This is a genomic window from Paenibacillus sp. OV219 (assembly GCF_900110075.1).
Taxonomy (GTDB): domain Bacteria; phylum Bacillota; class Bacilli; order Paenibacillales; family Paenibacillaceae; genus Paenibacillus_Z.
On the sequence record NZ_FOCJ01000018.1, the window covers coordinates 16,293 to 41,570 of the forward strand.

At 51.4% G+C, this 25,278-nt stretch carries 21 protein-coding genes and 1 tRNA gene; 18 read left to right on the forward strand and 4 right to left on the reverse strand.

All coding sequences use genetic code 11. The annotated features are described in order from the left end of the window. Positions 1–83: 83 nt before the first annotated feature. The 8 genes from BMY11_RS27345 (at position 84) to BMY11_RS27380 (ending at position 8,417) form a co-directional block, all read left to right on the forward strand. A complete protein-coding gene (locus BMY11_RS27345; protein ID WP_090583441.1) occupies positions 84–1,826 on the forward strand; it encodes a tetratricopeptide repeat protein in 1,743 nt (580 codons plus the stop codon). A gap of 199 nt (positions 1,827–2,025) precedes the next feature. Continuing rightward, positions 2,026–2,973, forward strand: a complete 948-nt coding sequence (gene trxB, locus BMY11_RS27350) for a thioredoxin-disulfide reductase (protein WP_090583442.1) — start codon at positions 2,026–2,028, stop codon at positions 2,971–2,973. A 249-nt stretch (positions 2,974–3,222) separates the two neighbouring features. Then, positions 3,223–4,173 carry an ROK family glucokinase gene (locus BMY11_RS27355; protein ID WP_090583444.1) on the forward strand — a complete coding sequence of 317 codons (951 nt, stop codon included), beginning with the start codon at positions 3,223–3,225 and terminating at the stop codon, positions 4,171–4,173. Between the two features lie 31 nt (positions 4,174–4,204). Further along, positions 4,205–5,092 (forward strand): RNase adapter RapZ, encoded by an 888-nt coding sequence (gene rapZ / locus BMY11_RS27360; protein WP_090583446.1) that lies wholly within the window; start codon positions 4,205–4,207, stop codon positions 5,090–5,092. A gap of 7 nt (positions 5,093–5,099) precedes the next feature. After that, positions 5,100–6,083, forward strand: a complete 984-nt coding sequence (yvcK, locus tag BMY11_RS27365) for a gluconeogenesis factor YvcK family protein (protein ID WP_090583448.1) — start codon at positions 5,100–5,102, stop codon at positions 6,081–6,083. A gap of 6 nt (positions 6,084–6,089) precedes the next feature. Next, positions 6,090–7,031 (forward strand): DNA-binding protein WhiA, encoded by a 942-nt coding sequence (gene whiA / locus BMY11_RS27370; RefSeq protein ID WP_090583450.1) that lies wholly within the window; start codon positions 6,090–6,092, stop codon positions 7,029–7,031. A gap of 196 nt (positions 7,032–7,227) precedes the next feature. Next, entirely contained in the window at positions 7,228–7,497 is a 270-nt protein-coding gene (locus tag BMY11_RS27375; protein WP_090583454.1) for an HPr family phosphocarrier protein, read from the forward strand. A 146-nt stretch (positions 7,498–7,643) separates the two neighbouring features. Further along, on the forward strand, positions 7,644–8,417 hold the full coding sequence (locus BMY11_RS27380; RefSeq protein ID WP_090583456.1) for an SIMPL domain-containing protein: 774 nt from the start codon (positions 7,644–7,646) through the stop codon (positions 8,415–8,417). 68 nt (positions 8,418–8,485) lie between these two features. On the opposite strand, the gene BMY11_RS29555 is transcribed toward BMY11_RS27380, so the two are convergent. The 3 genes from BMY11_RS29555 to BMY11_RS27395 form a co-directional block, all read right to left on the reverse strand. Next, complete coding sequence (locus BMY11_RS29555; RefSeq protein WP_090583458.1) at positions 8,486–8,797, reverse strand: sporulation histidine kinase inhibitor Sda; 312 nt, start codon at positions 8,795–8,797, stop codon at positions 8,486–8,488. A 269-nt stretch (positions 8,798–9,066) separates the two neighbouring features. Beyond that, a complete protein-coding gene (gene clpP / locus BMY11_RS27390; RefSeq protein ID WP_177182853.1) occupies positions 9,067–9,648 on the reverse strand; it encodes an ATP-dependent Clp endopeptidase proteolytic subunit ClpP in 582 nt (193 codons plus the stop codon). 354 nt (positions 9,649–10,002) lie between these two features. Next, positions 10,003–10,077: transfer RNA gene (locus tag BMY11_RS27395), tRNA-Arg, on the reverse strand. Between the two features lie 239 nt (positions 10,078–10,316). Here BMY11_RS27395 and BMY11_RS27400 point away from each other — a divergent pair. From BMY11_RS27400 to BMY11_RS27440, 9 genes are all read left to right on the forward strand, one after another. Next, positions 10,317–11,372: a sugar-binding transcriptional regulator gene (locus tag BMY11_RS27400; RefSeq protein ID WP_090583463.1), complete on the forward strand. Its 1,056-nt coding sequence runs from the start codon at positions 10,317–10,319 to the stop codon at positions 11,370–11,372. Between the two features lie 83 nt (positions 11,373–11,455). Then, positions 11,456–12,460 carry a type I glyceraldehyde-3-phosphate dehydrogenase gene (gene gap, locus BMY11_RS27405; protein ID WP_090583465.1) on the forward strand — a complete coding sequence of 335 codons (1,005 nt, stop codon included), beginning with the start codon at positions 11,456–11,458 and terminating at the stop codon, positions 12,458–12,460. A gap of 229 nt (positions 12,461–12,689) precedes the next feature. Then, the gene (gene pgk / locus BMY11_RS27410) at positions 12,690–13,871 is read left to right on the forward strand and encodes a phosphoglycerate kinase (protein ID WP_090583467.1); all 1,182 of its coding nucleotides are present in this window, start codon (positions 12,690–12,692) and stop codon (positions 13,869–13,871) included. Positions 13,872–13,902: 31 nt separating this feature from the next. Continuing rightward, complete coding sequence (gene tpiA / locus BMY11_RS27415; RefSeq protein WP_090583469.1) at positions 13,903–14,655, forward strand: triose-phosphate isomerase; 753 nt, start codon at positions 13,903–13,905, stop codon at positions 14,653–14,655. Between the two features lies 1 nt (position 14,656). Then, on the forward strand, positions 14,657–16,189 hold the full coding sequence (gene gpmI, locus BMY11_RS27420; RefSeq protein ID WP_090583471.1) for a 2,3-bisphosphoglycerate-independent phosphoglycerate mutase: 1,533 nt from the start codon (positions 14,657–14,659) through the stop codon (positions 16,187–16,189). Between the two features lie 133 nt (positions 16,190–16,322). Next, the gene (gene eno / locus BMY11_RS27425; RefSeq protein WP_090583473.1) at positions 16,323–17,618 is read left to right on the forward strand and encodes a phosphopyruvate hydratase; all 1,296 of its coding nucleotides are present in this window, start codon (positions 16,323–16,325) and stop codon (positions 17,616–17,618) included. A 167-nt stretch (positions 17,619–17,785) separates the two neighbouring features. After that, positions 17,786–18,553 (forward strand): sugar phosphate isomerase/epimerase family protein, encoded by a 768-nt coding sequence (locus BMY11_RS27430; protein ID WP_090583474.1) that lies wholly within the window; start codon positions 17,786–17,788, stop codon positions 18,551–18,553. A gap of 282 nt (positions 18,554–18,835) precedes the next feature. Continuing rightward, the gene (locus tag BMY11_RS27435) at positions 18,836–21,205 is read left to right on the forward strand and encodes an O-antigen ligase family protein (protein WP_090583476.1); all 2,370 of its coding nucleotides are present in this window, start codon (positions 18,836–18,838) and stop codon (positions 21,203–21,205) included. 459 nt (positions 21,206–21,664) lie between these two features. Further along, the gene (locus BMY11_RS27440) at positions 21,665–23,098 is read left to right on the forward strand and encodes a leucine-rich repeat domain-containing protein (RefSeq protein ID WP_177182851.1); all 1,434 of its coding nucleotides are present in this window, start codon (positions 21,665–21,667) and stop codon (positions 23,096–23,098) included. A gap of 78 nt (positions 23,099–23,176) precedes the next feature. Here BMY11_RS27440 and BMY11_RS27445 read toward each other — a convergent pair whose 3' ends face one another. Continuing rightward, positions 23,177–24,103 (reverse strand): AraC family transcriptional regulator, encoded by a 927-nt coding sequence (locus BMY11_RS27445; protein WP_090583480.1) that lies wholly within the window; start codon positions 24,101–24,103, stop codon positions 23,177–23,179. 147 nt (positions 24,104–24,250) lie between these two features. On the opposite strand from BMY11_RS27445, the gene BMY11_RS27450 reads away from it, so the two are divergent. After that, complete coding sequence (locus BMY11_RS27450) at positions 24,251–25,186, forward strand: phytanoyl-CoA dioxygenase family protein (RefSeq protein WP_090583482.1); 936 nt, start codon at positions 24,251–24,253, stop codon at positions 25,184–25,186. Positions 25,187–25,278: the final 92 nt, after the last annotated feature.

The window sequence follows — 25,278 nt, forward strand, 5'->3', positions numbered from 1 at the left end:
CCCACATATTCTTTCGTGTAAGGATAGGCCGCGCTATGGTATAATCGTAGAATCGTTGATGTACCGGGGAGGTGCCTTGTGCTATGAAGGAAAAGAAAATTGCGATAGCCAGCCACAGCACGAAAATAATTCCGATTCAATGGGACGCAACGTTCTTCTTCGAGCGAGCGGTCCGGTCGATGGATCGTTATCACTATGACAAGGCACTAAAATATTTCCGCCGCGCGGCCGAATACGAGCCGGATAATCCAGTGAACCATTGCAATATGGCGGGAATTTTGTCGGAGATGGGGAATTACGAAGAATCCAATCGCATTCTGTTGTCGATTGTGAGTGAGCTCGATCCCGAGATGACAGAATGCCACTTCTATATGGCGAACAATTACGCCAACATGGAGAATTATGAAGCGGCTGAGGAATCGCTCATTCGTTACTTGGAGGAAGACCCCGATGGTCAATTCCTCGAGGAGTCCGAAGAGATGATGGAGCTGCTGCATTTCGAGCTGGAGCGTCCGACCAAGCTAGCCTTCATTAAGGCTCGCGAAGGATTCTTCGAGCATGACCGAGCGAGGGCCATGCTGGAGGAAGGTAAGTTTGTCGAAGCGGTAAGATTGCTTGAGAGTATTGTGGAGAAGAACGGCGAGTTCATGGCGGCACGTAACAATTTGGCGCTGGCCTACTACTATATGGGCATGTTCGAAAAAGCCATGGTAACGATTCAGCAGGTGCTGGAGCTCGAACCGGGTAATTTGCATGCGCTCTGCAACCTTGCTATCTTCTATCAGCATGCTGAAGATAAAGTGAGTCTGTTGCCCCTTGTGGAGATGCTGTGCAAGACGGTGCCTTTCCATCAGGAGCATGTGTTTAAGCTCGCGACCACAATGGGTATTCTAGGTGAACACGGAGAAGCGTACCGTCACTTTATGCGCTTGTTGAAGGACAATGGACTGAAGTCCGATCCGTGCCTGTATCATTATGCAGCCGTCGCTGCGTGCAACATCGGGCGCTATGAAGAAGCGAGACGGTTGTGGCAGCAAGTGAGCAAGCTGGACAGTGAATCACATGTGCCAGGCTACTATCTGGAGCAACTGACACTAATGGAGAACGGCCAGCATGCGGCTCCAACGAGCTACCATTATCATCTCCCGTTCGAAGAACAGTTCAAGCTGTGGGAGAAACGGTCCGAATCTTTGCCTGATCATATGAAGCGGGATCCACTCGTGCGATCGTCCTTCTTCTGGGCGCTGCGCCATGGTGATCGCCATACGAAGCTGCAGGTCATTCAAGCGCTCGGCATGATTGCCGACAACGAAGTGAAGGACGCCCTGCGCGACTTCATCGTGGAGCCGCAAGAAGATGACTATTTGAAAAGGATTGCGATCTTCGTGCTCCGTTCGATAGGTGTACATGAATCGCTGAATGCGGTGCTTGAAGGCAAAGAGACAGTGATCGAGCACAGCCGGATGCCTTCGCGCCTGCCGATTTGGGAAGATAAATGGCAGTCCGTGCTTGAAGCGGCGCTCGTTCGAATGAATAAGCATTATGACCTCGTGCAGCAGCATGATCTGCTGACGCTGTGGATTGAGTTTCTGTCACGGATTTATCCGGATGTACCGAAGCTCGGCAAAGTGGAAGGCTGGGCGGCTGCACTTGAATATTTGACAGCGAAGATGCATCGCAGAGAAATTTCATATCATGAAGTATCTCAGCGCTACGGAACGTCAATTGCGACCGTTAGTAAATGCGTCAAGCGCATAGATGAGATCTGCGGTATTAAAGAGAAGATGCGGATGGTGCTGCCTGCTCTCACCGAGGCTCCGGTTTAAGGTGCCGAGCTCGCTTGTTGTGGCAGCTCCGCTACAGTTCCGTTCATTTCGATGAGTACTCCCGTGGTGCGTCGCACCAAAGTCGTTCTCATTCGAAATGGCCGGCGCTTCCGATGCGGCCCATAAAAGCGTGTTGGCAAAACCTTCGCTTACAGATAAAGCAATAGGCTGAAGAGATGATTAGTAGGAGGCACCGATCGTGTACAAAGCAATTATTATCGGAACAGGTCCTGCGGGACTGACAGCTGCGATTTACTTGGCACGTGCGAACATGAACCCGCTTGTAATTGAAGGTCCAGAGCCAGGCGGTCAATTGACTACGACGACGGAAGTCGAGAACTTCCCTGGTTTCCCTGAAGGTATTATGGGCCCGGATCTGATGGCTAATATGCGTAAACAAGCAGAGCGTTTCGGCGCGGAATTCCGTACGGGCTGGGTCAATTCGGTCGATACGTCGAAGCGTCCGTTCACGCTTCAAGTTGAAGGTCAAGGCGAGCTGCAAGCTGAGTCGTTGATTATATCGACTGGCGCATCCGCGAAGTACCTCGGCATTGCGAACGAGCGCGAGAATGTGGGCAAAGGCGTCAGCACTTGCGCAACTTGCGACGGCTTTTTCTTCCGCGGTAAGAAAATCATCGTTGTCGGCGGTGGAGACTCCGCGATGGAAGAAGCGAACTTCCTGACTCGCTTCGCTTCCGAAGTTGTGCTAGTACACCGCCGCGCAGAGATGCGTGCTTCGAAGATCATGCAAGACCGTGCGCGTGAGAACAGCAAGATTAGCTGGGCGCTGGACCGTACGCCGCTTGAAGTGGTTGCGACTGGGATGGGTGTAACGGGCCTTAAGGTGCGTAACAACGCAACAGGCGAAGAAGAAGTGATCGAGACGAACGGGATCTTCGTGGCAATCGGCCACACGCCGAACACGAAGTTCCTCGGCGGCCAGCTGGAAACGGACGAGACAGGTTATCTGCTTGTGAAGCCGGGTACATCTGAGACGAACATTCCAGGCATCTTCGCTTGCGGCGACGTACAGGACAACAAGTACCGCCAAGCCATTACAGCGGCTGGAAGCGGCTGTATGGCAGCTCTTGATTGCGAGAAGTTCCTCGATGGCCACGCAGTACACGACTGGAGCCAAACGGTCTAACATGACCTCCATAAACGCGGTTCAATAATAGTAAACACCGCATGGATGACGCTGTCCGTAATGTACGGACAGCGTCACTTCTTGTACGAGCAGCAAGCCTTGTTGCCCGCTAGATTTAAGAAGCTATTTCGCTGGGATTGGCCGGGGGTTGTTTGTCCTTGACCAGTTGGAAGCGTTCGCTTATAGTTTTAGTTGCAAGCAAATGATCGAAAGAAATACTAACTCCCTATATTATAGAGGTGGCCTATTATGTCAGAGAAAATTGTCGTTGGTGTGGATATCGGCGGTACTGCAATTAAAGTTGGAATTTGCAGCATGGAAGGCGAGTTGCTGCATACATTTGAAGGACCGACAGAAGTTGAGAAGGGTTCTGACGTTGTTTGCGACAACATCGCAAAATACGCGAAGCAAATCGTAGAAGAGTCTTCTTTCACTTGGGAGCATGTTGAAGGCGTTGGCATCGGCATTGCCGGCTTCTTGGACATCGCGAACGGTATTGTTAAGCAATCGGTCAACTTGTTCTTCGACAATGTGCCGCTCAAGGCTATTCTTGAAGAGAAGCTCAGCAAAAGAGTGCTTGTGAACAATGACGCGAACGTAGCAGCACTTGGCGAAGCATGGGCTGGCGCAGGCCGCGGTATCAATGATTGCGTATGCTACACGCTTGGTACAGGCGTTGGCGGCGGCGTTATCATCAACGGCAAAATCGTAGAAGGCTTCGCTGGCATGGCTGGCGAGCTTGGACATATGGTAACAGTTCCTGATTTGGAAGCTATTCAATGTAACTGCGGTCAAATGGGCTGTCTCGAAACAGTTTCGTCCGCAACAGGTATTATTCGTATGGCGAAGGATGCTGTTGCGCGTGGAGATCGTACATCGTTGTCGTTTGTGGAAGACATCATGGCGAAGGACGTTATCGATGCGGCAAAAGCTGGCGACGAAGTTGCAGCGCGCATCGTAACACGTGCCGCATTCTACTTGGGCAAATCGCTCGGTACGATGGCGGTTGTTCTGAACCCGCAGCGTTTCATCATCGGCGGTGGCGTTTCCAAAGCAGGCGAATTCCTGTTTGAACAAATCCGTGAAGCATTCAAGAAATCGGCTCCAGCAATGGCGCAAGAGGGCGTTGAGATCGTCCCTGCAATTCTCGGCAATGATGCTGGTGTTGTTGGCGCAGCTGGACTTATTATTCGTTCATAGATGAATGGTTGCTGGTAGGGAGGGATAGACGATGGACGTGGGAACAGCGATGGCAAGGCTGGTCATTATTACAGGCATGTCCGGAGCGGGCAAGACGATTGCAGTACAGAGCCTGGAGGATCTCGGGTTCTTCTGCGTCGATAATCTGCCGCCGGTGCTTATACCGAAATTTGCCGAGCTAATTGAGCAGTCGAATGGCAAAATCGGCAAAGTAGCGCTCGTAATCGACCTGCGTGGGCGCGAGTTTTTCACCGCATTGTCGGAGTCTCTGGCCTACGTGAAAGAGCATTATACGATAGGGTACGAAATTCTGTTCCTCGATGCGACGGACGGCGTACTCGTCCAGCGATACAAGGAAAGCCGTCGTCTGCACCCGCTGGCGGCGGAAGGGCTGCCGCTTGAAGGGATTAAGCTGGAGAGGCGCTTGCTCGAAGACTTGAAGGGCTGGGCGACGCAGGTTATTGATACAAGCAGCCTGAAGCCGGCGCAGCTCAAGGAACGGATTATATCCCGTTTCACCAATTCCGATGTGAGCAAAATATCGGTTAACGTTATTTCTTTCGGATTTAAATACGGCATTCCGATCGATGCCGATTTGATTTATGATGTGCGCTTCCTGCCTAATCCACATTATATTGATCATCTTAGGCCGAACACAGGGCAAGATCTTGAAGTGTACGAGTATGTCATGAAATGGCCGGAGACGCAGACCTTTCTGACGAAGCTGCTCGATATGCTCCAGTTTCTTATTCCGCTGTATCACAAAGAAGGCAAGAGTCAGGTCGTCATTGGCATTGGCTGCACTGGCGGCAAACACCGTTCAGTCGCGATTGCCGAATATTTAGGCCGTATTCTGGGGAGCAGCGATACGGAGCTCGTTCGTGTCAGCCATCGAGATTCAGAGCGTGATCGGAGCTGAGGGCAGAATGACAGAACGTCGTAAGGAACAATTGCCCCGTATCGTCGTCATTGGCGGCGGTACGGGTCTTTCCGTCATGTTGCGCGGCTTGAAGGAGAAGCCTCTCGACATCACTGCCATTGTTACGGTGGCTGATGACGGCGGCAGCTCCGGCATTCTGCGTAATGAACTGCAGATGCCGCCTCCAGGCGATATTCGCAACGTGCTCATCGCGCTTGCGGATGTGGAGCCGCTGCTTTCAGATATGCTGCAATATCGGTTCAACTCAGGCACAGGTCTTGCAGGCCACAGCTTGGGCAATTTGATGCTTGCGGCAATGACGGATATCTCTGGTGATTTCGTCTCTGGCGTGCGGATGCTAAGCAAGGTATTGGCAGTACGCGGGCGTGTGCTCCCGGCTGCTGGAGAAGCGATTGTGCTTAAAGCAGAAACGGTAGACGGAACGATTATTACCGGAGAATCGAGTATTCCGAAGGCAGGCAAAGCAATCAAGCGGGTCTTCATTGAGCCGCCGGATGTGGAGCCGCTGGAGGAAGCGGTGGAGGCAATCAAGCAGGCTGACGCCATACTAATTGGACCAGGCAGCTTGTACACCAGCATAATTCCGAACTTGCTTGTGCCGAAGCTGGCGGAGAGCATCGTGGATTCGAATGCTGTCAAAATGTTCGTCTGCAACGTGATGACACAGCCAGGCGAAACGGACAATTATTCAGTAAGCGATCATCTGGAAGCTGTGCATAAACATATCGGTCACCATCTGTTCGACTATGTAATCGTCAACGATGGCGAGATTCCGGAGCAGGTGCAGATGAAGTATGCTGAACGTGGTGCGAAGGCGGTCCATCTTGATTTAGAAGAAGTGAAACGGCGCGGCTATGAAGTGGTCGCAGACCGACTGGTGCTGTTCCGTACGTATCTGCGTCATGATGCGGTACGGCTCAGTCATCATATTTATCAGCTTGTAGAAAGCTGGATGGAACGAAAGAGGTGAGTTACATTGTCTTTTGCGGGACAAACCAAAAAAGAATTGACGCTCATCGAAGCGGATCCGTGCTGTGAGAAAGCGGAGCTATCTGCGCTCATCCGAATGAACGGCTCTGTGTCACTATCCAGTCGTAAAATCATCCTCGATATTTCAACCGAGAATGCCGCGATTGCACGGCGGATCTATTCCCTCATCAAGAAGCAGTTTGCCGTTCATACGGAGCTGCTCGTGCGCAAGAAGATGAGGCTGAAGAAGAACAACGTTTATATCGTACGGATTCCGACGAGGGTGCAGGAGATACTGAGTGATCTTAAGATTGTTTCTGAAGGCTTTATGTTCCATGATGGCATTGACAAAGAGATCATTCGCAAGTCTTGCTGCAAACGCTCGTATTTGCGCGGTGCGTTTCTGGCTGGAGGTTCGGTGAACAATCCGGAAGGGTCATCCTATCACCTTGAAATTGCGACCATGTATGAAGAGCACTGCAAGTCGCTTGTGGAGCTGGCGAACAAGTTCGATTTGAATGCCCGCTGCATCGAGCGCAAGAAGGGGTTCATCTTCTACATGAAAGAGGGCGAGAAAATTATCGAGCTCCTCAGCATCATCGGCGCGCATCAGGCGCTGTTCAAGTTTGAGGATGTCCGCATTATGCGGGATATGCGCAACTCTGTGAACCGAATTGTCAACTGCGAGACGGCCAATCTGAATAAGACGATTGGTGCAGCAGTACGGCAGATTGATAATATTAAGCTGCTGGAGCGAGAGATTGGCCTTAATACCTTGCCGGATAAACTTCGAGAAGTGGCGCAAGTGCGGCTGACGCACCCTGATCTGAATTTAACGGAAGTCGGCGAAATGCTTAGCGGTAAAGTGAGCAAGTCCGGTGTTAATCACCGATTGCGCAAAATCGATGAGCTTGCCGGAAAAATAAGGAACAGTGTAGCGGAAGGCTAGTGTAGATTTCATAAAAGTGATATAATGGTGAGTAAGCGTAAACGGCTATGTCCGTCCTCTGGCGGCAAGGGCTTACGTTACGCGAAGACATTATAGAAATTCATACAGACACAGCATATAAATTCTATAATGTTAATATGACGTTTGTAAGTTTCTCAATCGTTGGATTGAATTTCGTATAGGGGGTAAGGTTTCCATGACAAGACACCCGGTTGTCGTTCGACTGAAAACGGGTCTTCATGCAAGACCAGCCGCACTTTTTGTTCAGGAAGCGAACAAGTTCTCTTCTGAGGTGTTCGTAGAGAAAGATGATAAAAAAGTGAATGCTAAATCGATTATGGGCATTATGAGCCTTGCAATCAGCTCCGGTACTGAAGTTACGATTAGTGCTGAGGGTTCGGACGCCGATCAGGCTGTAACCGCTTTAGTCAATTTGGTAAGCAAGGAAGAATTAGAAAACCAATAAGATCGGTTAACGATCACCATGAAGGAGCTCCCATGCGGGGGTTTTTTCTATTTTCGGAACAAATTTCCGTACGGGCCGCAACAAAGTTTTGCCTCGCAGCGTCTGAATAGATAGAATCGCATTTAAGAAGATAAGGGGCGAGTGAAATGATGTGGAATCGGAAATGGGTGCTTGTGCCTGTGCTGGCACTAGCAGTGGGAGTTGGAACGGTGTTTGGAGCGGCTGGTCATAACGGCAATGAGGTGTACGCAGTTGATAATAGTGTAATTGTACAGAAGAGCACAATTACGGTTGCGGGTTCAGGTAAGCTGCAGGTTACACCTGACGTTGCTTATGTAAACGTTGCCGTGGAGACACGCGCAACAACGGCGAAGGAAGCACAAGCCCAGAATGCGAACCAGTTTGCCGGCCTGAAGAAAGTGCTGTTCACGACATACAAGATGGCAGAGAAGGATGTTAAGACGGTAGGCTTCTACGTTCAGCCGGAATACACTTACGATCAGAAGACAGGCGAAAGCAAGGTGAAGGGCTATGTAGCGACGCATAGCGTTCAAATTACGACACGTAACCTGGATGGCATCGGTCAGCTGCTGGATGCACTATCCGCATCAGGCGCTAATCGTGTAGATGGCGTACAGTTTGATACCGAGAAGCAGGATCAATACGAGCTGCAAGCGCTAGAAAAGGCAATGGCGAATGCTAAAGCGAAGGCCGATACCCTTGCGAAGGCAGCAGGCAAGCAAGTGAAGGAAGTCATCTCGATCTCGCAAAACAACGTAAATTCCGGCCCGATCTACTACGGTCAAGGTGGAATGGCGAAAGCAGATATGGCAGCATCGAGTGAGAGTGCGCCAACGAGTGTAGAAACAGGCGTCATTAATGTTTCCACCGACATTACGGTTGTGTACGAGATGCAATAACATGAAACAGAAAAGGCAGGCCATTCTCCAGAAGGAGAGCGGCCTGCCTTTATTAAGTTGAAATTCGCTTATGCCAGTGTCCTATGGTCATTGCTAGTAGTTAAACCTCGCTGCTCGATGGCATGTTCAATTAGAGCAATGAATTCTTCGGACAAGCGCATGGCAATAGCTTCGTGGTAGACCTCAATGAGATGGGTATCGCTAAGAGGTCGCAGCAGGAGGGACTTGTCCTGTATCGGCAAGAATAGATTGTGTGTATCTCCAACAGTCGAATGTGAAAAACCTGGCTCATAGGCCGGTGTGTACTGTGCGTATGCGCTTCCCGCATCGCCTGATCGAATAAAATTTCGCACGCTTGCGAATGGATTCGTAAGTTTCATGCGTGTGCAACTCCGTTATTATAGATTTCCAAAGCATAGCCTAAGGGACGGTGGATATGGAATCATTTAGTACATATTAACATGATTTTTATAGCCAGTCCGCACCGATTCAGCGCGTTAAATGACTGTTGACATAACAATTTTTTTATGGTATTTATTAGAAATTTCATTTGATGAACTTAGAGAACAAAGTAAAGAGCGACCATCCCTAGTGAAGGGAAGGTCGCTCTTTCATATGGTATATAATTAAGCTGGTTATACTTGAGGGATTACATCTTCTCAATTACTTTATCAACGAGGCCGTATGCAGCAGCTTCAGCGGCTGACATGAAGTAGTCGCGGTCCGTATCGCGCTCGATTTTCTCAAGCGGCTGACCTGTGTTCGCGGATAGAATGCCGTTCAGCCTATCCCGCGTCTTCAAGATATGCTTCGCGCGAATCTCAATATCGCTTGCTTGGCCTTGTGCGCCGCCGAGCGGTTGGTGAATCATCACTTCGCTGTTAGGCAGTGCATAACGCTTGCCATTCGCGCCTGCTGCGAGCAAGAATGCACCCATCGAAGCGGCCATACCGACACAGATCGTCGACACTTGCGGTTTAATGAAGTTCATCGTATCAAAAATAGCGAAGCCAGCGGATACAGAACCGCCAGGGCTGTTAATGTAAAGTGAGATGTCTTTTTCCGGATCATCGGCTGCTAGGAACAACAACTGCGCGATAATGGAGTTTGCGACCATATCGTTGACCGGCGTGCCGAGGAAAACAATTCGATCCTTTAGCAAACGGGAGTAGATGTCGTAGGCGCGTTCGCCGCGGTTGCTCTGTTCAATAACCATTGGTACGAAATTCATCATTTCCATCGTAAGACCTCCTTGGGAACATGGATTAAAGTAGTGATTCGTGTATTCATCATAACGGATTGATCAGGAAAAGTCAAAGATGGTCAAAGCATCGCAAAAGTCAGTCAAATTCGCCGGGAAACAAGGTTACTTTGTGCTGGAATTGGAGATGCTGTATGAGGTGCAGGGCAGGGATATGCGAGCAACTACGCCTTCGCCAGTCTTGAGTGGAGTGGCGAATCGTTGTGTGCGGAGTTCATTCAGACATGAGTAGGCGAGGCGCTTATACATGCTAAATGAAAAGAAAGGACCCTCCGTTTATCGGAAGGTCCTTTGTTATGAAAGCATATGTTGATTATCGGTAAATGGCGCGCCCGCGAGGAATTGAACCTCGATCTCAGGCTCCGGAGGCCTACGTCATATCCATTGGACCACGGGCGCGTATTGTGACAGCGAAATTAAGTATATGTGATTGCTTGGAGAAAAGCAAGTGCGAGCGGGAAATAAAATTTGCAGAAATCGTGACAGTAAACGTTTTCACCGGGCAAAGTGATCTTGCCCCTGTCTGCAGTTTGGAGTACAATAAACCTGGGACTAAAAAAGTGCAGCCGGGACATTACGCGTCCATGTACTTATCCCATGAATCGCGCTCTTTTCGCAACAGGAGTTGATGTTGAAGGATGCAATCTCTCATCGAAATACAGCAGCAGCTTCTGCCGGACTTGCTCGTTGTGATGAGAAAACGGTACCTCATACTCCGCCAGGTAATGCTCTCGGATATGATCGGCCGGCGCACATTAGCAGCATCATTGGATATGACAGAGCGTGTGCTCCGAGCGGAGACTGATTTCCTGAAGAGTCAGGGGCTTCTCATGATTGATGCGGCAGGTATGCGCATCAGCGAAGCCGGGAAGCGTCTGCTGGAGGATATGGAGCCGTTCTACAAAGCAATGTTTGGCTTGTCAGAGCTGGAAGAGCGAATCCGCCATTATTTTGGGCTGAAGCAGGTTGTTATTGTCTCTGGTGATTCGGATTCATCCCCGCATACGAAGCGGGAGCTTGGCAAGGCCGGATGTGCTGTGCTGAGCAAGTCGATGAAGCAGAATGATGTCATTGCCGTTACTGGTGGATCTACAATGGCGCAGGTTGCTAATCAGCTGACGTCACAAACGCCGTTCAAGGGCAATTGGTTCGTTCCAGCCAGAGGCGGACTTGGCGAAAGCCTCGATTATCAAGCGAATACGATCGCCTCGACGATGGCGAAACGTACCGGTGCGCAGTACCGGATGCTCCATATACCGGATCATCTGGGTGAGGAAGCTTATATGTCCTTGATGCAGGAGCCGAACGTGAGGGAAATTGTGGAAGTGATCCGCAGTAGCCGCATCGTCATACATGGGATCGGGGACGCTATGGTCATGGCGCGGCGCAGACGCGTGGACGCCACAGTAGTAGAAGCAATGAATGCGGAAGGCGCGCTTGCGGAATCGTTCGGTTACTACTTCGACAGAAATGGTGCCGTCGTTCACAAGATGCTGACCGCAGGCCTCAGACTTGAGGATATTATGGCAACAGAAGTCGTCATCGCCATCGCAGGCGGCCGCAGTAAAGGCGAAGCGATCGCAGCGGTGATGCATTTCGGGCACGATGATGTGCTCGTCACAGATGAAGCTGCCGCACTCGAAATTGCAGCGATTATCGACAAGGAACAGCGAGAAGCAACAAGCACAAGCTAGTGATCTTGGCGAAAGCAGTATAAGAACCAAGCTGCTCGTACTCGTCTTGAGATAAATGAAATTATGCCTAGGAGGAATTTACAATGGTAAAAGTTGGTATTAACGGATTTGGTCGTATTGGTCGTAACGTGTTCCGCGCAGCTCTGAACAACCCGAATGTTGAAGTGGTGGCTGTTAACGATTTGACAGACACAAACACACTGGCTCACCTGCTGAAGTACGATACAACTCACGGTCAACTGGACGGTACAGTTGAAGCAAAAGAAGGCGCGCTGATCGTGAACGGCCGCGAAATCAAAGTTTTTGCTGAACGCAACCCAGAGAACCTTCCATGGGCATCTGTCGGCGCAGAAATCGTTGTTGAATCGACTGGTATTTTCACAGCGAAAGAGAAAGCTGAGCTTCACTTGAAAGGCGGCGCGAAGAAAGTTATCATCTCCGCACCAGCTTCCAATGAAGACATCACAATCGTAATGGGCGTTAACGAAGACAAATACGATGCAGCAGCTCACACTGTTATCTCCAATGCATCTTGCACAACGAACTGCCTAGCTCCATTCGCAAAAGTTCTTAACGACAAATTCGGTATCGTTAAAGGTATGATGACTACAATCCACTCGTACACGAACGATCAATCCGTTCTTGACGTTCCACATAAAGACCTGCGCCGTGCTCGCGCTGCTGCAGAAAACATCATTCCTTCTTCGACAGGCGCTGCAAAAGCAGTATCCCTTGTACTGCCTGAGCTGAAAGGCAAATTGAACGGTATGGCTATGCGTGTACCTACACCTAACGTTTCTGTAACTGACCTGGTTGCTGAACTGAAAGTGAACGTAACAGTTGAAGAAGTTAACGCAGCTCTTAAAGATGCAGCTAATACTTCCCTTAAAGGCATCTTGAACTACTCCGACGAGCCGCTTGTATCGAGCGACTACAATGGCGACCCTGCTTCTTCCACAATCGACGCACTATCGACAATGGTTGTTGAAGGTAACATGGTAAAAGTTATTTCCTGGTACGACAACGAGTGGGGCTACTCCAACCGTGTAGTTGACCTGGCTGCTTACATTGCATCCAAAGGTCTGTAAGACATAGATAAGTCCCTTACTAAACGCGAAGGAGCTGCTTGCTGCAGCTCCTTTGCGATAGTTTTCGGGACACAATAGCATCATCTAAACCTATAAATATAAACCTGCGGCCAACGCGGGATGGATAGCAAGTGGAGAATTTTTAATATACTTAGACCTTTATCCTGGGATGATTGGATTAGCAACATTCATCTTAGTGAACTTAGGTACCCCGGGAGGATTTCTACTTATGAACAAGAAGAGTGTACGTGACGTTGAAGTAGCCGGCAAACGCGTATTTGTCCGCGTTGATTTTAACGTGCCAATGGAGAACGGTGCAATTACCGATGATACACGGATCCGCGAAACACTTCCAACCATTAAGTATTTGATCGAGAACGGCGCGAAAGTTATTTTGGCGAGCCACCTGGGACGTCCAAAAGGTCAAGTTGTTGAGAGCATGCGTCTGACAGAAGCTGGCGTGCGTCTGTCCCAATTGCTCGGCAAGCCTGTTGTAAAAACCGACGAAGCGATCGGAGGCTCCGTGAAGGCGCAAGTAGCTGCTCTGCAAGAGGGCGACGTGCTGCTTCTGGAGAATGTGCGGTTCTACGAAGGCGAAGAGAAGAACGATCCGGAACTGGCGAAAGCTTTTGCCGAGCTGGCTGATCTGTTCGTGAACGATGCATTCGGCGCTGCTCACCGTGCACATGCATCCACAGAAGGCATTGCTCACCATCTGCCGGCTGTTTCAGGCCTCTTGATGGAGAAGGAGCTTGACGTGCTTGGCCGTGCGCTCCTGAAACCAGAGCGTCCGTTCACAGCGATTGTCGGCGGCTCCAAGGTTAAAGACAAGATTGACGTTATTAACAAAATGATTGAGATCGCGGATAACATCATCATCGGCGGCGGTCTGTCCTACACATTCTTCAAAGCGCAAGGCAATGAAATCGGCCAATCGCTGTGCGATAACTCCAAGTTGGATCTGGCGCTCGAGTTCATCGAGAAAGCAAAGTCCCTTGGCAAGCAATTCCTGCTTCCTGTTGATATCGTCATCACAGACGAGTTCAGCGCGAAAGCAAACACGCAAATCGTTGAAGTTGACGGCATCCCAGCAGATTGGGAAGGCATCGACATCGGACCGAAGACTCGTGAAATCTATGCGAACGTGATCAAGGAATCCAAATTGGTTGTTTGGAATGGTCCAATGGGCGTATTCGAAATCGAGCCATTCTCCCATGGTACACTTGCAGTAGCTCAAGCTTGCGCAGAGACTTCCGCTTATACAGTAATCGGCGGCGGCGACTCGGCAGCAGCAGCAGAGAAGTTCGGCCTCGCTGACAAAATGGATCATATCTCCACTGGCGGCGGCGCATCCCTTGAATTTATGGAAGGCAAAGCGCTTCCGGGCGTTGTTGCATTGAACGATAAGTAAGACAAGTTTAAAGCTAAGGAGCGATATCGACATGCGTACACCGATCATTGCAGGCAACTGGAAAATGTTCAAAACGGTTTCGGAAGCAACTACGTTCTTCGCTGATGTGAAAGGCAAAGCAGAAGTAAGCGGCGTAGAAGCAGTTATCTGCGCACCATTCACGACGCTGCCAGCGCTTGTTGAAGCAGCACAAGGCACAAGCATTGCAATTGGCGCACAGAACGTTCACTTCGAAGACAACGGTGCATTCACAGGTGAAATCAGCGGCGTTATGCTGAAAGACCTGGGCGTGAAATATGTGATTATCGGCCACTCGGAGCGCCGCGCATATTTTGCTGAAACGGATGAGATCGTAAATAAGAAAGTGCAAGCTGCGTTCAAGCACGGCCTTACACCAATCGTATGTGTTGGCGAGAAGCTGGAAGAGCGTGAAGCAGAACAAACGAAGAGTGTTTGCCAAGTGCAAACAGAAGCGGCTTTTGCTGGCCTTTCCGCTGCGCAAGCGGCTGAAGTGGTTGTTGCTTATGAGCCGATCTGGGCAATTGGAACGGGCAAATCGTCGACAGCAGCAGATGCAGAGGACGTTATCGCGTTCATCCGCGACGTTATTGCTGGCCTGTACGATGCAGCTACAGCGAATGCGGTTCGTATTCAATACGGCGGCAGCGTGAAGCCAAACAACGTAAGCGAATATCTTGGTCAATCCAATATCGACGGCGCTTTGGTCGGCGGTGCAAGCCTTGAGCCTGCATCCTTCATCGCACTAGTCGAGGGGGCAAAGTAAAATGACAGCACCTGTAGCACTTATTATTCTGGACGGATTCGGTCTTCGTAACGATGTGACGGGCAACGCCGTAGCACAAGCGAACAAGCCGAACTACGACCGCTACTGGGCGACTTATCCGCATACGACATTGACAGCTTGTGGCGAAGCGGTAGGTTTACCGGAAGGTCAAATGGGCAACTCCGAAGTTGGCCACTTGAACATCGGTGCAGGCCGGGTTGTCTATCAGGATCTGACTCGCATCAGCAAGTCGATCCGCGATCTTGATTTCTTCGATAACGAAACACTCAAAGGCGCGATTGCGCATGCGAAAGCGAAGGGCAAGAAGCTGCACCTATACGGACTGCTGTCCGACGGTGGCGTTCACAGTCATATCGCTCACTTGTTCGCGCTGCTTGAGCTAGCGAAGAAAGAAGAGCTTGAAGAAGTGTACATTCACGCGTTCCTCGACGGACGCGATGTATCGCCTGACAGCGCGAAAGGTTATCTGGAGCAGCTTACAGCGAAGATCGCAGAAATTGGCGTAGGCCGGATCGCGACCGTTCAAGGCCGCTACTACGCAATGGATCGTGATAAACGCTGGGAGCGTACGGAGAAGTCGTACCGAGCAATGGTGTATGGTGAAGGTCCTCAGTATACAGACCCGATCCAAGCGGTTGTAGAATCGTACGAGAAATCGGTATACGACGAGTTCGTCATGCCGACGGTTATCGTGAAGGAAGATGGCAGCCCGGTTGGCGTTGTTGAGTCGGATGATGCAGTTATTTTCTTCAACTTCCGTCCTGACCGTGCAATCCAGCTGTCGCAGGTGTTCACCAACACTGACTTCCGCGGCTTCGACCGTGGCCCGAAAGCGCCAGAGAACCTATATTTCGTCTGCTTGACACTGTTCAGTGAAACGGTAGGCGGATTCGTAGCGTATAAGCCTAAGAATCTCGATAACACACTCGGCGAAGTGCTTGTACAGAACAACAAGCGCCAGCTGCGTATTGCCGAGACGGAGAAATACCCGCACGTGACGTTCTTCTTTAGCGGCGGACGTGACACGGAGCTGCCAGGCGAGACGCGTATTCTGATTCCTTCGCCGAAGGTTGCGACTTATGACCTTCAGCCGGAGATGAGTGCGTATGAAGTAGCGGCAGCTGCGGTGAAAGAAATCGAAGCGGATCGTCAGGATGTTATCATCTTGAACTTCGCGAACCCAGACATGGTCGGTCACTCCGGCATGCTGGAGCCGACGATCAAAGCGGTAGAAGCAACAGACGAATGCCTTGGCAAAGTCGTAGAAGCGGTTCTTGCAAAAGGTGGCGTCTGTCTTATTACAGCAGATCACGGAAATGCCGATATGGTTATTGACCCGAATGGTCGTCCGTTCACAGCGCATACGACGAATCCGGTTCCGTTCATCGTAACGAAGCAGGTTGGTCCATTGCGCGAAGGCGGCATTCTCGCTGATATTGCGCCGACAGTTCTGGCGCTTGCTGGACTGCAGAAGTCACAAGAGATGACTGGCACATCGCTCGTGCAAGGTTAAGCGAGTGACGTTTAAGAATTTAAGCAAGTTTACTATTATCCTTTATGCGGTGAATGATTGAGGCCGCTTAGGTTGATTAGCGCCGCATGAAGGCTACATTACACACAACCCATATTGAAGGAGTGTTTCGTACATGTCTATTATTACTGACGTTTATGCACGCGAAGTGCTTGATTCCCGCGGTAACCCTACCGTTGAAGTTGAAGTTATGTTGGAGTCCGGCGGCAAAGGCCGTGCAATCGTACCATCCGGCGCTTCCACTGGCGCATACGAAGCAGTTGAGCTTCGTGACGGCGACAAATCCCGTTACCTCGGTAAAGGCGTTCTGACAGCAGTCGATAACGTAAACACAATCATCGCTCCTGAGATCATCGGTCTGGACGCGCTTGATCAAGTATTGATCGACCGCAAAATGATTCAACTTGACGGAACACACAATAAAGGTAAACTCGGTGCAAACGCAATTCTTGCGGTATCGATGGCTTGCGCACGCGCAGCTGCTGACGCACTTGATGTTCCTTTGTACACATACCTTGGCGGATTCAACGCTAAGACGCTTCCAGTTCCAATGATGAACATCGTTAACGGCGGCGAGCACGCTGATAACAACATCGACGTTCAAGAGTTCATGGTTCTGCCAGTTGGCGCAGAAAGCTTCAAAGAAGCTCTTCGTATCGGTACAGAAATCTTCCACAACCTGAAATCGGTTCTGAAAGATAAAGGCCTGAACACAGCAGTTGGCGACGAAGGCGGCTTCGCACCGAACCTTGGTTCCAATGAAGAAGCAATCACGACAATCATCTCCGCTATCGAGCGCGCAGGCTACAAGCCGGGCGTTGACGTATTCCTCGGTATGGACGTTGCTTCGACTGAGTTCTTCAAAGATGGCAAGTACCACCTTGAAGGCGAAGGCCGTTCGTTTACTTCCGCTGAATTCGTTGACCTGCTTGCTTCGTGGGTTGAGAAGTACCCAATCATCACAATCGAAGACGGCTGCTCCGAAGACGACTGGGAAGGTTGGAAATTGCTCACTGAGAAATTGGGCGGCAAAGTACAACTCGTTGGTGATGACCTGTTCGTAACGAACACAGAGCGTCTGTCTGACGGTATCGACAAAGGCGTAGGTAACTCGATCCTGGTTAAAGTTAACCAAATCGGTTCCTTGACTGAAACATTCGATGCAATCGAAATGGCAAAACGCGCTGGTTACACAGCAGTTATCTCTCACCGTTCCGGTGAGTCCGAAGATAGCACAATCGCAGACATCGCTGTTGCGACAAACGCTGGTCAAATCAAAACAGGTGCTCCGTCCCGTACGGACCGCGTTGCGAAATACAACCAATTGCTTCGCATCGAAGACCAATTGGGCTCGACTGCACAATACGCAGGTAAAAGCGCGTTCTACAACTTGAAGAACTTTAGCAAGTAATTCGAGTTTGCTGGATCGTAATACCAAAATGACAAAAGAATGTCCCAAAAGCTGATGTAGTTTAAGCTCGGGCGTTCGATATAATTAGGGGAGAGCCGGCATGGCGCAAGACATGTCACTCTCCTCTTTTTTATATTCCAAAATAATCCGATTATGAGGTGGAAGCAGTGGCAAAACCAGTTGTCGCTTTACAGTTGTATACGCTCCGTGATCAAACGGAGAAGGATTTTCTCGGTACGATCCGCAAGGTAGCGGAGATGGGCTATCAAGCGGTTGAGTTTGCAGGCTACTACAACACGCCGGCGAAAGAATTGAAAGCGCTTCTGGATGAGCTTGGCTTGCAGGCGCCTTCCGCGCATGTTGGTTTGAACTTCGGCGAGCCGGAGAACATTGAAGCGGATCTCGCTAAGCAAATCGAATACGCAAAGGAGCTTGGCCTCCAATATATCATTACGCCTTGGGCTCCATTGCCTGAGAACCCAACGATTGACGATGTGAACAGACTTGCAGGCATCCTCGAAGCAGCGGGCAAGCAAGTGAAGGAAGCGGGCCTCATCTACGGCTATCATAATCATGATTTTGAGTTTAAGCTCGTTGACGGCAAGCCAGTCATCGACCTGCTGCTAGAGAAGGTTGCAGCAGAATATCTGCAAGCAGAATTCGACTTCGGATGGGTGCACATGGGCGGTCAGAATCCGGTCGATTATGCAACTCGTTATGCAGGTCGCGTGCCTCTGGCGCATTTTAAAGACTTCGGCGACGGTCGCAGCGACACTGAGGTAGGCAAAGGTGTTGTCGATCTGAAAGGCGTGCTGGACGTTGCGGAGCAAGTCGGCATCCAGTACGTAATCGTGGAGCAAGAGCAGTTTGCGAACTCTTCGTTGGAAAGCGCGAAGCTGAGCTTGGAGTTTTTCCGCGAGAACGGATTTTTGTAAGAGGCGATAGGTAATAGATTGATGAATGGCCCTGAAGCTTAGGAGGATGGATCTCCTTAAGCATCGGGGCTTTTTGAGTTTGCTAGGGAGGGGGAAGCACTAGGGGAAAGAGGGTGGGCTCAATTTATAAAGAAACATGATGTGATCATGGAGATGAAGGTGGCGGAACAGACTGCGAGGAGATGCGGTGTGGGTCTTGCAATTGGAGGTAGAGCTTCGATGCGGTAGTATGCTATAGTGCAACAAGTAATACTATCTACCGGAAAATGGGAGCGTCGCTTCATGAATTTCGTAATTGTTATTGTGCTAGCTGCTGTTTTGCTCGTTGGAGGCTTTAGGCAGGGGCTGTTTTTTGATTCGGATTTCTATGGTGCCGCGATTGTTGTCGCGGGCCTGTTTGTAGTTGCTTCAGCTGCGTCGCTATGGAGAAGGCGTTGGACGTGGAGCGGAGTGAACGGATGGCAAGCGCTGCTTGCGTTGCTGCTGCCGGCGGCATACGCCGCTTCCCTTCTCCACGCCGAGAATGCGAAGGCGACGGTGGATCAGATCGTACGATTTACGTCGTACGGCTGCTTCTTTTTGCTGCTGCGTGGTGCCATGGCGCGGGCAGAAGCTGTTCGGAAGCTGCTGCCTGGCATGCTGCAGGCTTGCGGCGTTGTGTTTGGCGTTGCAGCCTGGCTCGGGTATGCCGGCTGGCTGCAATCAGCGGGTACTGTTGTAGCGGGGCGCATGGCCGGCACGCTGCAGTACCCGAACGCTTTCGGCGCCATTTCCGCGGCGCTGCTGCTGTTTGCGCTGCTGCAGCTTGCGGGCAGCAGCGGGAATTATAGGAGCAGCCTTGGTGTGAGGCTGCTGCAAGCTGTGCCGCTTGGCGTACACGCAAGCGGCTTGTTGCTCTCGCAGTCGCGCGGGGCGCTGCTCGCTGCGGCGGTGGCTTGGCTATTCGCCTGCGCGCTGCTGCCGCTGGCGCGCCAGCTTCTACTTAGCGCGGCTACGCTTGCCGCGCTCGCGTGCGCCTCGGCGGCGGCGGCGCTCCTGCCGCCGCCTGCGGCAATGGCGGCGGCGCCCTCCGCCGCCGCGCCGCTCTTGCTGGCGGCGGCTACGCTTGCCGCCGCATGGCTCGGCGCAGCCGCTGTGCGCGGCATCGCCAGCTCCGAAGCCGCGCCGCGCTTCGCGCGGATTGCCGCGCATCCTGCGGCGCGGCTAGCCGTGCCGGCTGGCGCGCTGGCGTTTGCGGTGCTCACCGCGCTGGATCTGATGCAGCACGGCTTGCTGTACGCGAGCCTTCCTGCATCGTGGCAGCAAAGCATTGCTGCTCTCGCGCAAACCGGTACGCTGCGCGAGCGATTCATCATGTTACAAGATGCACTCGCTATTGTGCGTACCTCGCCCCTGATCGGCCACGGCGGCGGCAGCTGGCGCATTCTCTTTACACAAGTGCAGCACACACCTTATGAATCTGGCGAAATCCATAATGGCTGGGTCGAGTGGCTCGTTTCTACAGGCCTTTTAGGCTTCACGGCATTCATCAGTATCCTTGCCGTTGTATTCACCGCCTTGTTGCGGCAGTGGAGGCGCAAGCCAGAGGAGCCAATTACGCTAGCGGCAATGGCGGCTTTGCTGCTTATTTTGGTGCACAGCTGCACAGACTTCGATTTTGCTTTCGGCTATGTGTGGCTGGTGCTGATCGGGCTAGTTGCCGCGGCACTGCCACCGGTGGGGGAGAGCTCCATTGTTGCTGCTGCTGCTGCTGCTGCTGCACCGCATGCGCCAGTGAAGGCGGTCACAGCTCCGATCTGGCAACGTGGCGTGAAGCTTGCGCATGTCTTGATCGCGCTCGCAGTTTGCTTCAGCGCAGCGGCATCTCTTAGGGCTGATGACATTTACGGACGACTGACGGATGATACAGACTCGGGCGATGCGGTCGACATCCTGGACCAGTCGCTTGCGCTGGACCCGCTGAACGCGCTGCGTGAGCTGCAGCTTGCTGGTGTGCATGCAGTACGCTATGCGCAGCAAAGCAGCGACTTGGCGGATGAAGCGGCCGCCACTGACCGAGCGCTGCAGCGAGCCATCGAGCTGCAGCCGCATGACGCCTCGCTGCTTCAGCATAGCGCAGCAATCTATGAACAAGCAGGCGCAGCGGATAAGGCGCTGCGCCTGTACGAACAAGCGTCGCAGCTCGACCCGTTCAACGCAGCGCTATATGGCGAAGCGGCGAAGCTTCGCTTGAACAACGCCGTCCTCACTGAGCAAGGCGACGCAGCGCAGCAGTACGAGCTGCTGCAAGCATTCCAGCACTATGAGCGCAATCGCGACGTGCTGGCACAGTTTCAAGCACGCATGCCAGAAGCTGATTGGCATGCATTCAACGGCCGCGGCTTGCGGATCGAGCCAGCCGCCGCCTATTATGGTGCCATTGCGGCTTATATGCTCGGCAGCAATGAAGAAGCCGCCGCCGCGATAACCAGCGGCGACTTCCAAGGCAATGCGGAGCTTGCGACGGAAGCGAAGGCGCTTCATATCGTCGTTCTGCGTAAACTCGGAGATCAAGAGCAGGCAGACAAGCTGTATAAGGATGGGAATGGAGCAAGCTCCACGCTCGATGAATATATCACAACCTTCGAGTCACTCGTTTCAACGAAAGATTAAACAAGCTAATCTTCTTTGCCGTATTGGTACTCACGAGCTGCTCGCAGACGCTGTTGAACGCCACCGGAAGCTAACGAACCCTAGACGCCTTATTAGTCCCATATGGTTCGTTTTGAAATCTAACGAATCATAGAGACGCTATTTAGGCAAAATCGGCCTCTATCGGGTGAAAAAGTAGCTAATAGCGCCGCTGGAGTTCGTTACATTTTTTCGAGTGCCAAATTTGGACGAATAGAGTGTCTACGATTCGTTATCCAGGCGGACGGCTGATGGCTGATGCCTCGGCAGTTGGTCGTTGTCTGTTGTCCTTTGTCCGTTGTCCTTTGTCCGTCGCCAGTCGCCAGTCTCCCAAGACAAATCTATTGTCTGAATATATCGAATACAGGAAAATAATTGACAGTCTGTGTCAATATTCATAGAATGGAAGAAAATACTAGGAACATAGAAGGAGAATATCGAATGAATTTGAAGCTTTCGACCCGCATCAGCCTAGGCGTATCGGCGTCTGTGCTGGCATTCGGTGTGACGGCTTATGCTGCTTCCGCCATTTTTCCAGATGCGAACTTGAACAAACTTGTAACGGAATCGATGGGCAAGAAGACTGTAACCGCTGCGGATGTTGCTTCCCTGGGTTATCTATCCGATTACGACGGTACTGCGAAGATTAAGTCTCTCAAAGGACTAGAGAAAGCGACGAACCTCGGATCGCTCAATCTTAATGGCAACCAGATCTCGGATTTGACTCCGCTCAAAGGGCTGACGAAGCTTGAGTATCTCTTCCTTGGCAGTAATCAGATTGCAAGCGCGGCACCAGTTAGCGGTTTGTCAAAGCTCGTATTGCTGGACCTAAGCAAGAATAAAGTGACGGACGTGGCGCCTCTGAAGAGCTTGAAGAAGCTCCAATCGCTCGATATCTCGAACAACGGCGTCAAAGATATTTCGCCGCTTGCTTCGCTGACGGGGCTGCAAATTTTCCATGCTGGAGGCAATAAGCTGACGGACGCGAATGCGGTAGCCGGTATGTCCAAGCTCGGAGAGCTCGACCTGTCGAATAACCAGCTGAAGTCGATTAAGTCGTTGCAGAACTTGAAGAATGCCCGCGCGATCCTACTCGGGGGCAACAAATTCAGCGACCTGAGCGCCGTAACGGCACTTGGTGCGAAGAAGTCGGTTACAGATTCCACTTACTTGTGGCTTGATGTGAAACAGAACGGCCTTTCGAAGCTAAGCGGCATTGAGAAAATGACCCGTCTTGAGCAGCTCGACGTCAGCTTTAACCAACTGACTGACATCTCGGGTATCGTGAAGCTGATGCAAGCGCAGAAGTCGTATCCGTTCCTGAGCCAGCTGAACCTCAGCGGCAACAAAATTGCCGACATCGGCGGCCTGTCCCAGGTTGCGCGTAACATCGATGTATTGAACATCAAGGGCAATCCGGTCAACATCAGCTCGCCGACTGTGCAGAAGCTGTTCAAGCAAATCGAGCTGAATGGCGGAACGGTCGTTGCTAGTAAGCCGGTGGTGAAGGATTCCAAAGCGGCTGTTATGAAGCTCATTACCGTAACGGGATCCGAGAAATACGACATTTACTACAGTGGGGGTACCTATTACAACATCCCTGTTAGCTTAAATCCGATGTCCTTTGTCTTCAGCCTGTACAAGTCGCAAAATGAGGATGGCGCTGCAGCTGCTAACCCTGCGAAGCCAGGCACGCTGACGCTGAAAGTATCGCAAGCGCTGCTATACAATACCAATTCCGCGAAGCTCGCAATCTGGTACCAAGGCGGCGACAACAAGTGGGTCAAAGTCGGCGGTACCTTCGACAAAGCGGCGCACACCATTACGGTTCCGCTGAAGAATAGCGGCAATTACGCAATCCTTGAAAGCAAATAACCATTTACTTATCTTAAAGTAAAAACCGGTGTGCCCTCAGCTTCATTGCTGAAGGTGCACCGGTTTTTTCGCGCTTGCTTAAATAAATCGCGACTGTTTGCGAAACCGTCCTGGTGGCATGCCAGCATGCTGCTTGAACCACTTCGTGAAATTGTGAATAGTGCCTGTCCCGAGCTCATCAGCAATTGCAAGCAGAGACAGCTCCGAATGAGTGAGCAGTTCCTTGGCAAGCTGCAGCTTGCAGGCCATGAAAAAGTCGTGCGGGGTCATGCCGAGCTCGGAGCGAAACAATCTAGCGATATGGTCTGGATGATAGGCGCTCCACTCGCCAAGCCAGCCATGGTTGTAACGTTCGCACGCATGCTCGGTGAGTTTCTTCGATATGGCGCTGATGAGCGGGGATGTTGTTTTGCTCGATATCTCGCGAACCTCATGCTGCTTGATTGCGGCGATCAGCTCAAGCAGCAAGCCGCTTAGGAGCGGTTGCTTGAACTCTCGCTCTTCCATACTATACGCTTCCGCCAACCGAATGAAGCGGGGCTCGAACCGTTGCGCGGACAGCTGTCTGACATCGCCTATGAGCAGACAGTCAGGAGATTGTCCATTTTCGTCACCGATCAGCATCCGATTGTCTTTTTTCGTATCAATGACCGGGTCGAACTTAGCGTCGCGGATGATAAGCCCCGAACCACGGTGTTCGTGTGCAAGAACTGGTAACCAGCTAAAATGCAGGCCATAGAGAAGGAAGGGCTCGGCTTCATCCGCGATAAAGTGGTGCACTGTATCCGGACCGTAATAGAACAGGCAGCCAGGAGAGGCATTATAGCAGTCGCCTTGAATCCAGGCAATCCCTTTGCCTGCTGCTACGAATATAAATTGATGCTCTTCAATGATACGCGGTCCAAAAGCAAAACCAGGCAAGCATTGTAGTCGATTCGCGTAGTGTACAGAAGGCCCAAGGGACTGCCAAGGGATAGATTGCGGCTTAGGCTTATTGTCAGGCATGGATATAGGCGCCTCCTGCTCACTTGAATATGTCGGCTAAAGTTAAAAATACGTCGAGCGCTCATAAATACAGGGGCTTTAGCTAGAGCATACAATGAGATTAGTAGGTCGGCAATCGACAATTCGCTTGAAGGGGGATTTTAGCGTATGGATCCTGCAATCAAACCGGCAACACGAGCGTTCGAGGATGCGACGCCGCTGCTTGCGGCACCAGAGGAGCTGCGGCTTGAAGCGGCCAAGAAAGGCTATCTGTTCTTCAAGCATTTCTTCACACGCGAGGAGATTATGGCGCTTCGCCTCCAAATTCTGAATGTGCTGCAAGATGAGAATTTGCTCGATCCGTCGATGCCGCTCGTGGACGGCTATGGCAATCAGCCACTTATCGATGTCATGACGATGGAGGAGCTGAACTGGAATGGGATTGGAACAACGCAGCAGGTTTATCATAAGGTGCAAAAGCTGGAGGCGTTCCATGCTTTTGCCCACCATCCCAAGCTGATTGGGCTGTTCGATGCGCTGTTTGGCGAGCGAACATTTCCGCATCCACGCAACATCGCGCGCATTATGCTGCCAAGCGACAAGCTGAACGTGACGCCGCCGCATCAGGATTTTCTCCATATTCAAGGCAGCAGTAATACGTGGACCTGTTGGGCGCCGATGGGTGATGTACCACTAGCGCTAGGCTCGCTCTCGATACTTGAGGGTAGCAATGACGGTGGTCTGCTCCAAGTAACAGGGAATCCGGGCGCCGGCGGACTGGAGTCCATTCTGTGCGGGCTTGGTTATGAGTGGGCGGAAGGCGACTATGAAGCGGGCGACATCGTAATTTTTAACAGTATGACGGTGCATAAGGCGCTTCCGAATCAATTGCCCGGACGCGTACGGCTATCGCTTGATCTTCGTTTCCAGCCGGCTAGTCAGCCGATTGAGAACGCATCGCTGCTGCCTCATGGCCCTTTTGAATGGGATGAACTGTATGAGGGGTGGGCGTGTGAGGACTTGCAGTTCTATTGGAAGAAGGAGCAATTTACGTTTCTGCCGTTCGATGAGAGCATCCGTTGGCAGAAGGACAAAATTTGCTAGGGCGAGTTTCGTTCAGCTACCCTCTGCTTTAGCTTGTATTCGCTTCCTTGCTATGCTACAATAATAATGCTGTTTCTAGGTCTTGTCCCCTA

Excerpts from the sequence above, each read along its gene's own strand:
- BMY11_RS27345 (WP_090583441.1), top strand. The coding sequence starts at position 84 with ATGAAGGAAAAGAAAATTGCGATAGCCAGCCACAGCACGAAAATAATT.
- BMY11_RS27355 (WP_090583444.1), top strand. The coding sequence starts at position 3,223 with ATGTCAGAGAAAATTGTCGTTGGTGTGGATATCGGCGGTACTGCAATT.
- rapZ (WP_090583446.1), top strand. The coding sequence starts at position 4,205 with ATGGACGTGGGAACAGCGATGGCAAGGCTGGTCATTATTACAGGCATG.
- yvcK (WP_090583448.1), top strand. The coding sequence starts at position 5,100 with ATGACAGAACGTCGTAAGGAACAATTGCCCCGTATCGTCGTCATTGGC.
- BMY11_RS27375 (WP_090583454.1), top strand. The coding sequence starts at position 7,228 with ATGACAAGACACCCGGTTGTCGTTCGACTGAAAACGGGTCTTCATGCA.
- BMY11_RS27380 (WP_090583456.1), top strand. The coding sequence starts at position 7,644 with ATGATGTGGAATCGGAAATGGGTGCTTGTGCCTGTGCTGGCACTAGCA.
- BMY11_RS29555 (WP_090583458.1), bottom strand. The coding sequence starts at position 8,797 with ATGAAACTTACGAATCCATTCGCAAGCGTGCGAAATTTTATTCGATCA.
- clpP (WP_177182853.1), bottom strand. The coding sequence starts at position 9,648 with ATGAATTTCGTACCAATGGTTATTGAACAGAGCAACCGCGGCGAACGC.
- BMY11_RS27400 (WP_090583463.1), top strand. The coding sequence starts at position 10,317 with ATGCAATCTCTCATCGAAATACAGCAGCAGCTTCTGCCGGACTTGCTC.
- gap (WP_090583465.1), top strand. The coding sequence starts at position 11,456 with ATGGTAAAAGTTGGTATTAACGGATTTGGTCGTATTGGTCGTAACGTG.
- pgk (WP_090583467.1), top strand. The coding sequence starts at position 12,690 with ATGAACAAGAAGAGTGTACGTGACGTTGAAGTAGCCGGCAAACGCGTA.
- tpiA (WP_090583469.1), top strand. The coding sequence starts at position 13,903 with ATGCGTACACCGATCATTGCAGGCAACTGGAAAATGTTCAAAACGGTT.
- gpmI (WP_090583471.1), top strand. The coding sequence starts at position 14,657 with ATGACAGCACCTGTAGCACTTATTATTCTGGACGGATTCGGTCTTCGT.
- eno (WP_090583473.1), top strand. The coding sequence starts at position 16,323 with ATGTCTATTATTACTGACGTTTATGCACGCGAAGTGCTTGATTCCCGC.
- BMY11_RS27435 (WP_090583476.1), top strand. The coding sequence starts at position 18,836 with ATGAATTTCGTAATTGTTATTGTGCTAGCTGCTGTTTTGCTCGTTGGA.
- BMY11_RS27440 (WP_177182851.1), top strand. The coding sequence starts at position 21,665 with ATGAATTTGAAGCTTTCGACCCGCATCAGCCTAGGCGTATCGGCGTCT.
- BMY11_RS27445 (WP_090583480.1), bottom strand. The coding sequence starts at position 24,103 with ATGCCTGACAATAAGCCTAAGCCGCAATCTATCCCTTGGCAGTCCCTT.
- BMY11_RS27450 (WP_090583482.1), top strand. The coding sequence starts at position 24,251 with ATGGATCCTGCAATCAAACCGGCAACACGAGCGTTCGAGGATGCGACG.